This window comes from Cobetia sp. UCD-24C, from assembly GCF_001306765.1.
Taxonomy (GTDB): Bacteria; Pseudomonadota; Gammaproteobacteria; order Pseudomonadales; family Halomonadaceae; genus Cobetia; species Cobetia amphilecti.
Genome location: NZ_LJTD01000004.1, coordinates 309,326 through 325,089, shown reverse-complemented (window position 1 = coordinate 325,089; position 15,764 = coordinate 309,326). Strand labels below are relative to the sequence as shown.

General features: G+C 57.2%; 13 protein-coding genes. 8 read left to right on the top strand and 5 right to left on the bottom strand.

All coding sequences use genetic code 11. The features are described 5' to 3' along the window. Window positions 1-12 precede the first annotated feature (12 nt). From AOG28_RS07790 to AOG28_RS07775, 4 genes are all read left to right on the top strand, one after another. The gene (locus tag AOG28_RS07790; RefSeq protein WP_054555950.1) at window positions 13-1,503 is read left to right on the top strand and encodes a CoA-acylating methylmalonate-semialdehyde dehydrogenase; all 1,491 of its coding nucleotides are present in this window, start codon (window positions 13-15) and stop codon (window positions 1,501-1,503) included. Window positions 1,504-1,736: 233 nt separating this feature from the next. Continuing rightward, complete coding sequence (locus tag AOG28_RS07785) at window positions 1,737-2,048, top strand: putative quinol monooxygenase (protein ID WP_043332154.1); 312 nt, start codon at window positions 1,737-1,739, stop codon at window positions 2,046-2,048. Between the two features lie 243 nt (window positions 2,049-2,291). Further along, the gene (locus AOG28_RS07780; RefSeq protein WP_043332158.1) at window positions 2,292-2,753 is read left to right on the top strand and encodes a LexA family protein; all 462 of its coding nucleotides are present in this window, start codon (window positions 2,292-2,294) and stop codon (window positions 2,751-2,753) included. An 8-nt stretch (window positions 2,754-2,761) separates the two neighbouring features. Next, a complete protein-coding gene (locus tag AOG28_RS07775; protein WP_054556122.1) occupies window positions 2,762-4,036 on the top strand; it encodes a Y-family DNA polymerase in 1,275 nt (424 codons plus the stop codon). A 192-nt stretch (window positions 4,037-4,228) separates the two neighbouring features. Here AOG28_RS07775 and AOG28_RS07770 read toward each other — a convergent pair whose 3' ends face one another. Beyond that, window positions 4,229-5,782, bottom strand: coding sequence for a DUF4041 domain-containing protein (locus tag AOG28_RS07770; RefSeq protein ID WP_054555949.1), 1,554 nt, complete (start codon window positions 5,780-5,782; stop codon window positions 4,229-4,231). Window positions 5,783-5,786: 4 nt separating this feature from the next. Beyond that, complete coding sequence (locus AOG28_RS18175) at window positions 5,787-6,230, bottom strand: hypothetical protein (RefSeq protein WP_152965365.1); 444 nt, start codon at window positions 6,228-6,230, stop codon at window positions 5,787-5,789. 561 nt (window positions 6,231-6,791) lie between these two features. Between AOG28_RS18175 and AOG28_RS07765 the strand changes: the two genes are divergently transcribed. Then, window positions 6,792-7,376, top strand: a complete 585-nt coding sequence (locus AOG28_RS07765; RefSeq protein ID WP_043332160.1) for an NAD(P)H-dependent oxidoreductase — start codon at window positions 6,792-6,794, stop codon at window positions 7,374-7,376. A 146-nt stretch (window positions 7,377-7,522) separates the two neighbouring features. Here AOG28_RS07765 and AOG28_RS07760 read toward each other — a convergent pair whose 3' ends face one another. The 3 genes from AOG28_RS07760 to AOG28_RS07750 form a co-directional block, all read right to left on the bottom strand. Beyond that, window positions 7,523-8,299: a response regulator transcription factor gene (locus AOG28_RS07760; RefSeq protein ID WP_235506986.1), complete on the bottom strand. Its 777-nt coding sequence runs from the start codon at window positions 8,297-8,299 to the stop codon at window positions 7,523-7,525. A gap of 248 nt (window positions 8,300-8,547) precedes the next feature. Then, window positions 8,548-10,038 carry an aldehyde dehydrogenase gene (locus AOG28_RS07755; protein ID WP_054555947.1) on the bottom strand — a complete coding sequence of 497 codons (1,491 nt, stop codon included), beginning with the start codon at window positions 10,036-10,038 and terminating at the stop codon, window positions 8,548-8,550. Window positions 10,039-10,103: 65 nt separating this feature from the next. After that, the gene (locus AOG28_RS07750) at window positions 10,104-11,360 is read right to left on the bottom strand and encodes a M20 family metallo-hydrolase (RefSeq protein ID WP_054555946.1); all 1,257 of its coding nucleotides are present in this window, start codon (window positions 11,358-11,360) and stop codon (window positions 10,104-10,106) included. A 284-nt stretch (window positions 11,361-11,644) separates the two neighbouring features. Between AOG28_RS07750 and AOG28_RS07745 the strand changes: the two genes are divergently transcribed. From AOG28_RS07745 to aguA, 3 genes are all read left to right on the top strand, one after another. Then, the gene (locus AOG28_RS07745; protein WP_082388492.1) at window positions 11,645-13,093 is read left to right on the top strand and encodes an aminotransferase; all 1,449 of its coding nucleotides are present in this window, start codon (window positions 11,645-11,647) and stop codon (window positions 13,091-13,093) included. A gap of 162 nt (window positions 13,094-13,255) precedes the next feature. Continuing rightward, window positions 13,256-14,584 (top strand): Na+/H+ antiporter NhaC family protein, encoded by a 1,329-nt coding sequence (locus AOG28_RS07740; protein ID WP_225996407.1) that lies wholly within the window; start codon window positions 13,256-13,258, stop codon window positions 14,582-14,584. Between the two features lie 10 nt (window positions 14,585-14,594). Next, a complete protein-coding gene (gene aguA / locus AOG28_RS07735) occupies window positions 14,595-15,731 on the top strand; it encodes an agmatine deiminase (protein WP_054555945.1) in 1,137 nt (378 codons plus the stop codon). Window positions 15,732-15,764: the final 33 nt, after the last annotated feature.

Below are 15,764 nucleotides of genomic sequence, written 5' to 3'. Positions count from 1 at the left end.
GAGCCCACAACAATGAAAACGCTCGGTCACCTCATCAACGGCAACCTCGATCACAGCGAAGGCCGTACCCAGGACATCTTCAATCCCTCCACCGGTGAGGTCGGCGGTCAGGTGCGCCTGGCCAGCAAGGCGACCGTCGAGGAAGCCATCGCGGCCGCCGCCGCCGCCTTCCCGGAATGGCGCAATACGCCGCCGATCAAGCGCGCCCGAGTGATGTTCCGCTTCAAGCAGCTGCTGGAAGAGCACGCCGACGAGATCGCCCGCCTGATCGGCCAGGAGCACGGCAAGATCTGTCACGATGCGCTGGGCGAATTGCAGCGCGGCATCGAGAATGTCGAATATGCCTGCAGCGCCCCGGAACTGCTCAAGGGCGAGCACAGCCGCAATACCGGCCCGGGCATCGATTCCTGGAGCGAATTCCAGCCACTGGGCGTCGTTGCCGGCATCACGCCGTTCAACTTCCCGGCCATGGTGCCGCTGTGGATGTATCCAATGGCGATCGCCTGCGGCAATACCTTCGTCCTCAAGCCTTCCGAGCGCGACCCGACCTCCACGCTGTTCATCGCCGAGCTGCTGATGGAGGCTGGCCTGCCGGCCGGCGTCATGAATGTCGTCAATGGCGACAAGGAAGCCGTCGATACGCTGCTGGACGACCCGCGCATCCAGGCGGTCAGCTTCGTCGGTTCCACCCCGATCGCCGAATACATCTACAGCCGCGCCGCGGCCAACGGCAAGCGCTGTCAGGCCCTCGGTGGCGCCAAGAACCACGCCATCGTGATGCCGGACGCCGACATGGAATACGTGGCCAACTCACTGAATGGCGCCGCCTTCGGCTCCTCCGGTGAGCGCTGCATGGCACTGTCCGTCGCGGTGGCCGTGGGAGATGACGCCGCCGACAAGCTGATCGCGCAGATGAAGCAGCAGATGGAAGGCCTCAAGGTCGGCATCTACAGCGACAAGGGCAATGATTTCGGCCCGCTGATCACCGCGGCCCATCGCGACAAGGTGGTCGGCTACATCGACAGCGCCGAGCAGCAAGGCGCGACGGTGGTGGTCGATGGCCGCAATCCGCAGGTCGAAGGCGGCGAGAACGGCTTCTTCGTCGGCGGCACCCTGATCGATGGCGTCACCCCGGAGATGACCTGCTACCAGGAAGAGATCTTCGGCCCGGTGCTGCTGGTCGTGCGCGCCGATTCGATGGAAGCCGCCATGCAGCTGATCAATGATCACGAATACGGCAATGGCACCTGCATCTATACCCGCGATGGCGAAGCCGCCCGCTACTTCAGTGATCACATCCAGGTCGGCATGGTCGGCATCAACGTGCCGCTGCCGGTACCGGTCGCCTATCACAGCTTCGGTGGCTGGAAGCGCTCGCTGTTCGGCGATCTGTCCGCCTACGGCCCGGATGCGGTGCGCTTCTACACTCGCCGCAAGACCATCACCCAGCGCTGGCCTTCCGCCGGTCTGCGTGAAGGCGCCCAGTTCGCCTTCCCGTCCTGATCCATCGCCTTCGCTTTCTGATCCGCGGATCATCATCTGATAACAACTGCGTCTGATAACAACTGCGCCGGACAGCCCTGCTGTCCGGCGCTTTCGTGTGCTCATCATGCAGGGTCATGCCGGCAGTCAGCCCCTGCCCCTTGCAGTGGCCAGAAACGGCTCCACATAGTCAGGACATCTCATCACGAGAATCCCGACCACACCGGCGGTCAGCACCGTCACAAGGAGCCAAGATGATCTGGGTAATCGCCACCGTTACCGCCAAGGAAGGCCATGTTCAGGATGTCTTCAATGAACTCTGCGCCGTCGCGCCCACCGTGCGCGAGGAAGATGGCTGCCACGCCTACCACCCGTGCCTGGACTCCGAACGCGCCGCCGACAAGGACAACGACCCACGCCCCGACACCATCACCGTGGTGGAAGCCTGGGAATCCCACGATGCGCTGCAGGCCCACCGTGAGACCGAACACATGCAGCGCTTCCGCGACAACGCCGGTGACTGGATCGCCGATGGCGATATCCGCATCCTGAGCCCGGCGGGCTAATAGCCAGAACAGCATTGGGGAAGACCCAAAAAAGCCCGGCCTCCAGGAGGTCGGGCTTTTTCGTGAGATACCGCTGAGCAATATCCGCTAGCAGTTTTACCTGCCGTCCACCATTGAACACAGGTGCACCTCATTTGATCTGCGTCTCGTGAATGTGCAGCACTCGCAGGGATTATCGGTTGCCTGAGGGCTTCCCAGCGCCGATACTGTATATGAATACAGTATCGAAAGGAGACCCCACCCATGACCGTATCTGCCGCTCAACCGTCCCATGCCTCGCTGGCTCGCCCTCATCCAGCGCCGGAGCCCTGTGCACTGCCGCACCCTCACATCACGGGGCGCGCTGGCATTTCCGGCTTCCCCTCGCCGGCCGAGGATTACGCGGGGCGCACGCTGGACCTCAACGAGCGGCTGATCAAGCGCCCGGCAGCGACCTTCTTCATGACGGTGGCGGGTGACAGCATGGAAGGCTTCGGCATCTATGAGGGCGACACCCTGGTGGTAGACCGCTCCATCGATGCCCGTCCCGGGCATATCGTGGTGGCACTGGTCGAGGGTGAGGTGGTGGTCAAGCGTTATGAGCTGATCGGTCAGCGCCCCTATCTGAGCTCCGGCAATGCTCTGTATCCGCCGGTCGCGATCTTCGACCTCGAATGCCAGGTCTGGGGGGTGGTGCGCTCCGTCATCCACGAATACGCGGTATGAAGACGCCGATGATCGGACTGGTCGACTGCAACAACTTCTACGCCAGCTGCGAGCGGGTGTTCGACCCGCGTCTGGAGGGCCGCCCTGTCGGCGTGATGTCCAACAATGACGGCTGCGTGATCGCGCGTTCCAACGAACTCAAGGCGCTGGGCGTGGAGATGGGCACCCCCGCCTTCCAGCTACAGCCACTCGTCCGTGAGGGGCGCATTCACCTGCTCTCCTCCAACTATGAGTTGTATGGCGACATGTCGGCGCGCGTGCGTGAGGTGCTGGAGGAATATTCCGCCGGGGTCGAGCCCTACTCCATCGATGAGATGTTCGTACGTTTCGATGGCTTTGATCGCAACTCGATGCTGACATTGAGCCGCACTCTGCACCGCAATGTCCGCAAGTTCACCGGCATTCCCGTATGTGTCGGGGTCGCGTCAACTCGAACGCTGGCCAAGTTGGCCAATCGCGCTGCCAAGAAGCGTCCGGAATTCGGCGGTGTCTGCGTGCTGGAACCCGATGAAGTCGGCACCCAGCGCCTGCTGACCGATACGCCACTGGGCGATGTCTGGGGCGTGGGTCGACGACTGGTCGAACGCCTGGCACTGCAAGGCCTGCACACTGCCTGGGACCTGCGCTGCGCCGACCCGCGTGCCATCGGCCAGCGGTATTCCGTGGTACTGGAACGCACCGCGCGCGAACTGCAAGGCACGCCCTGCTTCGAGATGAATGATGCCGATGACGCCCGCCAGCGCATCATGACCTCGCGCTCCTTCGGGCGCATGACCGGTGACTTGAATGAACTCAGGGATGCCATCCGCCAACATGCCCAGCGCGGTGCCGAGAAGCTGCGCCATCAAGGCAGCCTGACACGCGCCGTGCTGGTCTTCCTCAAGAGCAATCGCCACCGACCCGACCTGCCGCAATACTCACCCAGCACCATCGTCGAGCTGCCCGCCCCCACCAGTGACAGCCGCGAGATACTCGCCGCCGCGCAACAGGCGCTGGAGCATATCTACCTGCGCGGCTATCGCTTCATGAAGGCTGGCGTGATGCTGCTCGACCTCATTGACCAGCCACGCGAGCAACTCTCGTTGCTCGACGACGAAGCGGATATCGCCAAGCGTGAACGCAGTCAGCAGCTGATGGCGACACTGGACGCCATGAATCAGAAGATGGGCCGCGGCACCGTGCGTCTGGGCGTCGCACGCCCCGACGCCGCCTGGCAACTGCGCTGCGCCCACCGCAGCGCCCGCTACACCACCAACTGGCAAGAATTGAAGCGGTTGCGTTAGTGGATATGAACTGACTTCTCCACTGCAGGAACAGAAACGATGGAAGTGCCTGAGCCTAAACCCAGGTACAAAGAGGCAGCCCAGGAACAAGCTCAATAACAATAGCCCCCATAACCCGTCTGGATATAGCCAAGGGTCATGAGGGCTTGGGTAAAGCTAGCATCTAGGAGTTGCTTGAAAAGTTATACCAGCTTAAGCAGCGACCTGCTCTCTCAAGCGTTGAGACTCAAAGTATTCTTCAGCCGTAATAGTGGTCTTGAAATCAGCATCACCATGACCTATTTCAATCACCGCCTCTCGAATTGAAGAGAGTTCAACATGGAAGAACTCTTTGCGTAGATTCACGGCATTCACTCGATAATGTGAAAACTTACGGTGAAGTGCTGTTTCCATCGCCGGAGCATCATCTGAGAAGATCAAAGCATGAACGTCAAATGAGAACGGTACGCTGGCATCACCTAGCTCTTTCACACGATCCATAGGATCGAGGCGACGAGTCATACCAATCTTGTAGACATTTTCGCCAAAAGAACCAATATTACTGATGATATAGACGTAACCACGACGTGTCTGCTCTGCCAGACTCTTGGTACGTTCCTTGGCTGCTTCCGCTTCCTGTAGACGCTGCTCGAGATCAGCCACTTTGGCTTCAGCCAATGCTCGCTCCTCTGCTGACGCCTGCTCAAGCTCATTCTTGGCGCGTGCAAGAATATCTTGATACATCTCTTCCTCACGCTGCGCAGCTTCGATAGCAGTTCTGTATTCCTTTTCAGCCCTGGCCTCTTCTCGCATTTGCTCACGAATGATTCGCTGCTCTTCAACCTCTTCTTTCTTCTTCAGCGTGTATTGATATTGAACCCCACATTCCTCGTATTTGAGAGCGACATAATCAGTATTCAGCCCACAACGGAGTGATGCAACCAGCTTCTCAAGGTCACTCGCAATTTTTTCGAACTGACTCAATGTTCGCTCGAAATTAGAAGGACTAACCTTGCCGATCAATACATCTGCCTCAATATTAAAGGCACGCATGACAAGCTTCATTTGCCCTTCAATGATCTTCTTGTCAAGGCGTTCATCACCCGTAATGACAACATCTCCATATTGGATAAACGCCGTCTTATCCTTGATCATAGCCTTCTGAGCTTGACGTATTTGCTTGATCTCAGCTGCAAAACGCTCGCTGGTTTCATACAGGTACTCGGGGAGTTCAAAATGACCATAATCGACAAACTCCTCCAGCCTCGTATAGAGGTCAAGCTTGGACATCACCTGTCGCATGGTGCGTTGGCCCGCGGTCTCCTTGATGCGATGCTCAATCAACTTATCTTTAAGACTTTCAATCTCTTGAACATTACGCTCTTTTTGAGCAGCAATAGCATCAGCGTCTTTTTTGAGGCGCTGCAAATCTAAAGTCTCACGATCTATTATATTGAAAGCGGATTGCGCTTCCTCGAGCTGGCTGGTCGTACTAGTCAACTCAAGCGTCAAGGCTTCACGACGCTTATCCAAACCCACTATCGCATCTTCCAAAGAGCCAAACTCTTCAGCTTTACGATCCAGATCAGCTCGCTTGGCCTCCAAATCGATAGCCTTCTCATGATGCTCAACGCGAATAGCAAGTTCTTTGTTCTCCAACTCTTTTACAAGCCTTTTGCGCTTCTCACGTGAATAGACAAGAATGGAGCCTATGGGGACCCCGTAGAAAATCAGAAAAACAATTATCATTCCGACATTATCGCCCATAAATTCACCTCAAAAATTTCGCGATGGCATCCTGCTTGGCAGACGCACGTTCTTGCTCTCGATTGGCTAACGCCTCTTTACCCGCAATAGCTTCATCTTTCCAGAATTGCTTTTGGCTCCGTGACTCTTCGCGCGCTGCTTTTTCGATAGACCTCTGATTTTCTTTTTCTTGGCGTAATTTATCTCGCGTAATACGTGCAAGATCACGCTCGTGCTGCTGGCGTGCACGCTCTTCTTCGCGAGCTATCCGTGCTCGCTCCAGTTCAGCCCTACGCTCCTCTTGCTCTATCTGTCGGTGATAGCGTTCCCTCGCCCGATTGGCAGCCTGCTCTTGACGACTCTGCTCTCGCTGCTGACGTTGGCGATCTTTTTCTATTTGCTTTGAAATTCGATTGAGAATTTTAGCTGTCTTGACAACAGCCCTCAGTCCACTTGATCTTCTCGCCACACGATCCCTCCAATATTTCCCTCAACCATTATTCAACTATAACGCCCCCCACTTCCTATAAACTTTAACACTAACAGGAATATAATCTCAGTAGATAAGCGATGTATGTCATCGATAGTTTATGCGATAGGCACCTATGTAACTCAAGTTCATGATGAGCACAGCGATTGCACTTCAAACTAAGCTCTGAAACACACTACCCCCAGAGATAGGCAAGACAGAGAAGCTATTGGCACATAGGCACATCCTGTTCAGTAGAGCCCAATGCTTCTGCACTTGATTTTGCCTAACCGCAATCGACATCTTATCGAGACAATCGGCCAAGCCGAAATCTCCCATGAGAAGCTAGGTAGAGTCGATAACAAGACCCGCCCCTCAGTCGTGAAACGGGAGAACTGAGCGAGCCACGGCCCGTCGACTCCCATGGCTTAAGGAAGTGCCCCGTCTGGATTGTTGCACCCACAGCAAAGGTGTTTTACGCCAGTGCCGCTTTATCAATGACTTGCGAACGCTCATGCTGTGCGCCATTGCTGAAAAGCCAACAGTTGTGGAGTACCCGGCATGAAGATTCTACTGATCAACGGCGGCAAGGCCTTTGCCCATTCCAATGGCGAGCTGAACGCGACGCTGCATGAACTGGCGCGCGGTGAGCTGGCCGAGCTGGGTCATGAGGTGCGTGAAACCGTCATCGAGGAAGGTTTCGAGGCCAAGGCGGAAATCGAGAAGCAGCTGTGGGCGGACCTGATCATCTATCAGACCCCAGGTTGGTGGATGGGTCTGCCGTGGACCGTGAAGAAGTATCTCGATGACATCCTGACTGAGGGCCACGGCTCGCTGTACGCCAGCGATGGCCGTCATCGCACCAGCCCGACCCAAGGCTACGGCACTGGCGGCTTGATGCAGGGCCGCCAGTACATGCTGTCACTGACCTGGAATGCGCCACTTGAGGCCTTTGATGAAGAAGGCAACTTCTTCGAGGGCAAGGGCATCGATGGCGTCTACTTCCCGGTGCACAAGGCGATGGAATTCCTCGGCATGACGGCCCTGCCGACCTACCTGGCCACTGATGTGATCAAGAACCCTGACCTGGCAGCCTACACCCAGGCCTACCGCACGCACCTGCGCGAGCACGTCGGCCGCGCCTGAAGGCTCGGGGCGTCATACAGTCTGAGCTGATGACGCCTCTCTCAAGCTCTCGAATACACGAAAGGCTGCTCATGGGCAGCCTTTCGTCGTTGAGTAGCCGTCATTCAGCCATCAAGTAGCGATAATCCGGCGCTCGAGAACACCGATCAAGGCCCGACCTGGCTCAGTGCCCCGCTCTGGCGTGAGACGAGCGAGACGTGATCCAGAAACAGGCGGAACATCTGGGCCTGGCTCGAAACGGCCAGACGCTGATAGATATGCTTGCGATGTACCTTGACGGTGCCATCGCTGATTGCGAGTTCACGCGCGGCAGATTTGGTGGAGTGTCCGGCCAGCAACAACTTGACGATGTCCTGCTCACGCTGCGTCAGAAGACCATCACCAAAGCTATCGAAGGCGGCCTCTACCGGCTCATGATGCTCCAGGCGATCCACGAAACTGACGCCCTGCCACTTCCAATACTCGCGCGCGAGGGGCTCGATGATCGGTTGCAGATTCTTGAGCGCCAGCAGTGATTTTCGAGTCAGCGGCAGAGAGGTCTCATGCAATCCCAGCGAAAACACCATCACGATGTCGCCGGGCAGTTGTATGAAGATGCCAATTTCATCCTTGAGTCCCAACGCGCCGTAATAATGCTTGTAGTACTCACTGTCCTCGAAGCAATCAGGTGCCAGCTCACTCAGGCGGTAGACGCCGGGACGACAGCTTTGCTGGGTCGAGGTATAGAAGGGATCCAATATATAGGCATCGCCAATATAACGTTCTACCCCCTGCTGCCGACGCTCAGGAGGATAATTGTCGTAGATCAGGATGGGTGCGCACCCTTGCTTGTAGGTGCTGACCAGTATCGTGTCAAAAGGCAGAATGTCGTGGAAGACGTCCTGCAGCAAGCGAGGGAATTCCGCCGAAGATGCCGATGTCATCAGCTTCGCCAGCACGCAATGCCAGCTCGATATTTCTGGAGCGCACAACAACTCTTTGTGAATCATGAGCCGACCCTGGTGACGTATCAAGACATCCTAGCATAGCCAACGAAGGTATAACGCTGGCGCATCCGGAGCCATCACGCCCCGAACGCCAATGAAAGCGCCAGGCATGAGCCTGGCGCTTTCATTGCAAGACGCTTGTTCGTGTCAGAACGTCCAGCACGGCTCATTCCCGCCACCACCATTCAGGTAATGGCCAACCAGATGGACTTCGTCTCGGTATATTCACCGAGTGTCTGCAGTGACTTGTCGCGGCCATTGCCGGACTGCTTCACACCACCAAAGGGCATCGTCATGTCCGGCCCTGCCCAGTTGTTGATATAGACCTGTCCAGACTGCAATCGGCGCGCGACACGAATCACCCGGTTGACGTCCTGACTCCAGAGCCCTGCTGCCAACCCATAGTCAGAGTCATTGGCGATCGCAATCGCTTGTTCCTCATCATCAAACCCCATGACGGCGAGAACCGGGCCAAAGATTTCCTCGTTGGCGATGGCCATGTCTGCCGTCACGCCAGTGAAGATGGTCGGCGCTATGAAACAGCCCTCAACCTGGCGATTGTCATCCGTGATGATCGCCTCACGTCTTGCCCCTTGCTGCTCACCGAGCGCGATGTAGCTGGCAATCTTGTCGTACTGTTCCTGATCGACGATGGCGCCCATGAAGCTTTGCGGGTCCAACGGGTCCCCCGGCTGCATGCTCCTGGCAGCTTCACACAGCGCACGAACGAATGGCTCGCGAATACGGTTATGCACCAACAGGCGAGAACCTGCGATGCAAACCTCTCCCTGATTATGGAAGATGGCGGCAGCGGCCTGACGTGCGACGCCCGGGATATCAGCACAGTCTTCGAACACGATATTCGGGCTCTTGCCACCACACTCGAGGAAAGTCCGTTTCAGATTCGACTGACCCGCATATTGCGTCAGAAGCTTGCCCACCTGAGTCGAGCCAGTAAAGGCAATGGCATCGACCTGCATCGAAAGCGCCAGGGCCTTACCAACATCTGCGCCGAAGCCTGGCAGTACCTGAAAGACTCCCTTGGGTATCTCCGTCAGCGCGATCAGTTGCGCCAGGCGCAGCGCCGAGAGCGATGACTTCTCGGAGGGTTTGAGAATGACACTGTTGCCAGTCGCCAGGGCTGGAGCAATCTTCCAGATCGTCATCATCAGCGGGAAGTTCCAGGGCACGATGGAGACGACCACGCCCAGGGGTTCACGCACGATCAGTCCCAACGCCTCTTCGCCGGTCGGCGCGACCTGACCATAGAGCTTGTCCAGGGACTCAGCGGTATAGCGTAGACATTCAATGGCAGAGGCCACATCGCCCAGCGCACTGGTGATCGGCTTGCCCATGTCGAGTGTATCGAGCAGTGCGAGCTCCTGCTGATGCTCGGCGATGAGTTCTGCCAGATGCAGCAAGGTGTGCTTGCGGGCTGCCGGTGCCAGCCGCGACCAATCGCCCTTGTCGAAGGCAGCTCTGGCACAAGCCACGGCGCGTTCTGCCTCGGGCGCCTCGCAGCAGGCCACCTGCGCCAGAGTGTCGCCCGTCGCAGGATTGAGAGAGGGAAAGGTCTTGCCACTGGCGGCGTGTGTGAACTCGCCATCGAGATAGGCGCGAGTTTCAAAGGACAGCTGGCTGGCACGTTGCTGCCATTGGGCATGAGTGAGTGGCATGGTATGGCTCCGAGGGATGACTGCGGCGGAAAAGACGTGAGAACGAGATGGCAACGGTGGAGAAATCAGCGACCCGCACGCGCCAGCACGGATTCCAGCAGTGCCTGGCAGCCGAGGGCACAGTCTTCAGGTGAAGCATATTCCGCCTCGTTGTGGCTGATGCCATCGAGACACGGCACGAAGATCATTGCTGTCGGCGCCACGCGCGAAACATAGACGGCGTCATGGCCAGCACCGCTCATCATCTCTCGTGAGGGCGCATCCTGATTGGCGACGGCCTGCCTGACGACCTCGATGCATGCCTCATCGAAGTCGACGACTTCGGACTTCCAGATGCGCTCCTGCACCACACTGACACCATATTCCTCCGACACCTTCTCAAGCATCGACATGAACGTGGATTCCAGTGTCTCAAGCTCGGCTTCTTTCACGTGGCGCAGGTCCACCGTCATGCTGACCTCACCCGGAATGACGTTGCGCGAGGCGGAGGGAATATTCAGGGTGCCCACCGTGACACGTGCACTCCCCGTCGGGTCTGATTGCACATGCTGGTGGATCTGATCCATCAAGCGCGCAGCCGCCATCATCGCATCGCGGCGGTAACGCATCGGCGTCGGCCCTGCATGTGCCGCGACACCAGAAATCGTGACATCAAACCAGCGAATTCCCTGAACGCCGGTGACAACCCCCAGTGACTTGCCTTCCTGTTCCAGCACCGGCCCCTGTTCAATGTGGAGCTCAAAATAACTGTCCAACCTGGGGCCCGTCTTGAAATCTGGCGTGCGCAGTCCGGTGCTCGCCAGCGCTTCGCCATAGGTAATGCCTGCGCTGTCTTCACGCGCCAGGGTATAAGTCGGCTCAAAGACGCCCGCATAGGTGCCGGACGCTACCATCGCCGGGGAGAAGCGGCTGCCTTCTTCATTGCCCCATACGATCAATTCCAGTGGCCGGCGCGTGACAATGCCCTGCGCATCCAGCACTCGAAAGACCTCAAGTCCTGCCAGTACACCGAGAATGCCATCAAAACGTCCGCCCTTGGGCTGAGTGTCCAGGTGGCTGCCGGTTGAGACCGGGGCCAGCGACGGCTCGCTGCCCTCACGACGAATGAACAGGTTTCCGACCTCATCGACACGCATCTCGCAACCAAGTGCCTCGCACCACTGCATCAGCAGGCGGCGCCCCTGGGTATCTTCCTCGCTGAACGCAAGACGACAGGAGCCGCCCTTGGCCGTGGCCCCGATCTTCGCCATATCCATCAGGCTATCCCAGAGACGTTGCTGGTCGATCCTGAGCGGCTGAATCTCTTGTGCAACTGCCTGCATGCTTGCGTCCTCTTGTTCTTGTGTCCGTATGTCGATGGGCGTGTACCGACCTGTCACTCAGCACCCCGCCGTCACATCGAGTAGACCGTCACCTTAGAAACTCACGCACCCGGAGCGGAATACCCCCATTGGGATATACCGGGCGGCTATCCGATCTGGATACGCTGGTTCCAGTGAACGATTGCAGCGAGAGCGACAGTGAAGAGCGCTTGGCACGCTGCATGACACCAGACCCCAGACAATCGCTGGCTCTCCGCCATCACCAACAACAAGAGACAACACTGATGACCACCAACACTCTGGATCACACCTCATCTATCGATGCACCATCCGAACATTCTGCCCATGGCCTGAGCGGCGATGCTCAGGCTGTCTGGGAGAAGGACAGAGATCACTTCATCCACCCCTTCACTGACTTCTCGACCTTCCACGAGCAGGGTTGCGACATCATCAGTGATAGCGACGGTATCTACGTGTCAGATATCGAAGGCAACCGTTTCATCGATGGTATTGCGGGGCTGTGGTGCGTGAACGTGGGGCATGGTCGCAAGGAAATTGGTGACGCGATGGCGGAACAGGCCACACGCATGGCCTACTTCTCTACCTTCAACAATCTGACCAATATTCCGGCAGCGGAATTATCGGCCAAGCTTGCCAGTCTGGCACCGGCACACCTCAACCACGTCTTCTATACCTGTGGAGGCTCCACCGCGAATGATGTCGCCATTCGTCTGGTGCATTACTACTACAACCGTATCGGAAAGCCGCAGAAGAAGAAGATCATCTCCCGCAAGAATGCCTATCACGGTACCACCTACATGGCGGCCACCCTGACAGGCATCGAAAGCAACAACTGGATGTTCGATACCCTGGACTCCCATGTCAGCTACCTCAGCGAAGCCAACTGTTATCGTCGTCCGAAGGGCATGAGTGAAGCTGACTATTGCGACCAACTGGTGAATGAATTCGAGAACAGAATCGAAACACTGGGCGCTGACAATATCGCCGCTTTCATCATGGAGCCCATCATGGGCGCAGGCGGTGTTCTCGTCGCTCCCGAGGGTTACCACACTCGCATGCAGGCCCTCTGCCGCCAGCACGACATCCTGTTGATCGTCGATGAAGTCGTGACAGCCTTCGGACGTCTCGGCCACTTCTTCAGCAGCGAAAAGGTCTTCGGTCTCAGCCCGGACATCATTACCTGCGCCAAGGGACTTTCCTCAGGCTATGTGCCGCTTGGCGCAACGCTGATTTCAGACTCCCTCTATGAGGTGCTGGGTACCCCCCAGGGTAAAGGTGGTGTATTGAGTACAGGGTTTACCTATTCAGGCCATCCGGTCAGCTGTGCCGCCGCGCTCAAGAACATCGAGATCATGGAAAGAGAAGCGCTGTGCGAAAACATCCAGCGAGTCGGCCCCTATCTTGAGGCGCAGTTGAAAACCCTGAAGCATCACGCTACCGTTGGCGACGTTCGCGGCAGTAACTTCATGATGTGCTTGGAAAATGTGGCAGACAAGACAACCGGCGAGCTCTTGCCACTGGAAGCACGTGTCGGGGATAGGGTCGCTGCAGAAGCACAGAAGCGAGGCTTGATCATTCGCCCTGTCGGCCACCTCAACATCATCTCTCCGCCGTTGATCTGGGATGAAGCCGTGATCGATCAGGTCGTGGCCATCCTCGATGCCTCATTCTCGGCAGTCACCGAATCACTCACGCAAGACGGTTATCTGTAACAGTCCAGAAAATGGATTGATGTGACGCGGCCTCGCCCAGGTTATCGCGTGTTGCCGACATTGCCGCTGGCCCTTGAACTTCGCTGCGCCAGCGGCATCGGCCGTCACATATGTATAAAAAATTATAATGACAAAAGGTATGTTATGGACAATTTTGGATACATGAGCCTGATCCCCACAGGCATCGTGCTCATCATGGCGCTCATTACACGCAGGACAATCGAATCACTCATGACAGGGGCAATCGTCGGCTTGTTGATGATTGACCCTTACAATGCCATTTCAGATGGCGCAGATACCATGCTGACGGTGCTGGCCAACGATACCGTCACCTGGATCATTCTCGTATGTGGTCTATTTGGCAGCTTCATCGCCTTGTTGGTAAAGACAGGCGGTGTACTCAGCTTCGGGGCAGCGCTTGGCAGCCGAATCCGGACTAGGAATCAAAGCTTGCTGGCAACCTGGGTGCTGGGCCTGGTGATCTTCGTCGATGACTATCTGAATGCGCTGACCATCAGCGCCTCGATGAAGAAGATTACCGATAGATTCAACATCTCACGCGAAAAACTCGCCTACATCGTCGACTCCACCGCTGCACCAGTCTGTGTATTGGTACCCTTCTCGACCTGGGCAGTCTTCTTTTCGGGCCTGCTGGAAGAAAATGGCATCCCGGGAAATGGCATATCCATGTATATCGAAGCCATTCCTTACATGTTCTACGCTTGGGTAGCGGCAGCTATCGTACCGATGGTCGCCATGGGCTGGATTCCCAATATCGGCCCGATGAAAGCCGCCGAACTGCGTGCCGCCTCTGGACAGACCATCCCCGATGACAGCACTGACACGACACTGGAAGTCGAAGATACCGGCAAGACACCGCCACACCTGCTCAACTTCCTGGTGCCGATGTTCGCGCTGGTCTTCTTCACCTGGTATTTCGACACAGACATTCTACGCGGCGTGATAGTGGCACTGCTGGTACTGTTCGTGATGATCTTTGCGCAGCGTTTGCTCAGCTTCAATGACACCTTCGACACGGCATTGGAAGGCTTCAAATCGATGCTGCTGCCTCTGGGAACACTGGTTGCCGGCTTCTTCCTGAAAGAGGTCAATGACACCCTGGGCCTGACCACATTCGTCATCACCCATGTGCAACCCATCATGACGCCGGGGCTGCTGCCGATGGTCATCTTCCTGACCATGGCCTTGCTGGCCTTTGCAACCGCCTCTTTCTGGGGCCTCTTTGCGGTGGCAATGCCGATCGTATTGCCGCTCGCCATGAGCATGGATGCCAACATGCCACTGGTCGTGGGCGCACTGATCTCGGCCAGCGCCTTCGGCAGTCACGCCTGCTTCTATGGTGACTCCACAGTGCTCTCGGCACAGGGCAGTGGCTGCTCTCCCATGTCGCATGCCTTGACCCAACTGCCTTACGTCTTGATCGCGGCATCGATATCCGCGCTTATCTTCCTTGCCGCCGGCTACCTGTGAGACGAACATCATGACCCGCTCCTCCCCCTCTCATTCTCTTGATGTCTTCACTCCAGGCTCACCTGCTGCCAAGGGCTTCTTCATGCCTGCCGAATATGCCAGACATGATGCCTGCTGGATGCTATGGCCACAGCGGCCGGACACCTGGCGTTACGGTGCCAAGCCCGCCCAACAGGCTTTCGTGGATGTCGCCACGGCCATCGCCGGCAGCGAGACCGTCATCGTCGGCGTCAATGATGAGCAGTACGAAAACGCACGCAATGAACTGCCCGCGCATGTGCGTGTCGTCGAGATATCCAGCAACGACGCTTGGATGCGCGATGTCGGCCCGACCTTCCTGACTCATCCGGATGGTCGTATTGCCATGATCGACTGGGAGTTCAATGCCTGGGGCGGCCTGAATGGAGGACTCTATTTCCCCTGGGACAAGGACCGCAGAATCCGCACCAAGATCTCGCAGATTCTGGATGTTCCGCGCTTTGATGCCTCTATCATGCTGGAAGGCGGTGCCATTCATGTCGACGGCGAAGGGACGCTGATCACGACCGAAGAGTGCCTGCTCAATGCCAATCGCAACCCTGATCTGAGTCGCGAGCAGATAGAGCAGATCCTCAAGGACCATCTCGGTGTCACCACCATCATCTGGCTTCCCAATGGCTGCCATCTGGATGAGACCGATGGCCACGTGGATAACCTGTGTTGCTTCGTCGGGCCTGCAGAAGTCGCCCTCAACTGGAGCGATGATCCCCAGGACCCACAGCATGCGATCTCCAAGGCGGCGCTTGAGGTTCTCGAGAACTCCGTGGATGCCAGAGGGCGTGCCTTCAAGGTGCATCTGCTACCACAGCCCGGCCCTCTGTATATCCAGGAAGATGAAGCCAATGGTCTGGACCGCCTGGGTAGCTCACACCCGAGACGTCCCGGCGACCGCATGGCAGGGTCCTACGTGAACTTCTACATCGCCAACGAGGCCATCGTCATGCCATTGCTTGACCCGGCGCTGGATGATGTCGCGCGCGAGAAACTGCAAGCCATCTTCCCGACTCGGCAGATTCTTGGCGTCAATGCTCGTGAAATTCTGCTGGGGGGTGGCAACATCCACTGCATTACCCAACAGCAACCCAAGCGCCTGACTGAACGACACTGACGCCTGTTGGCGTAAAAAGAAGCCCGCCACCGG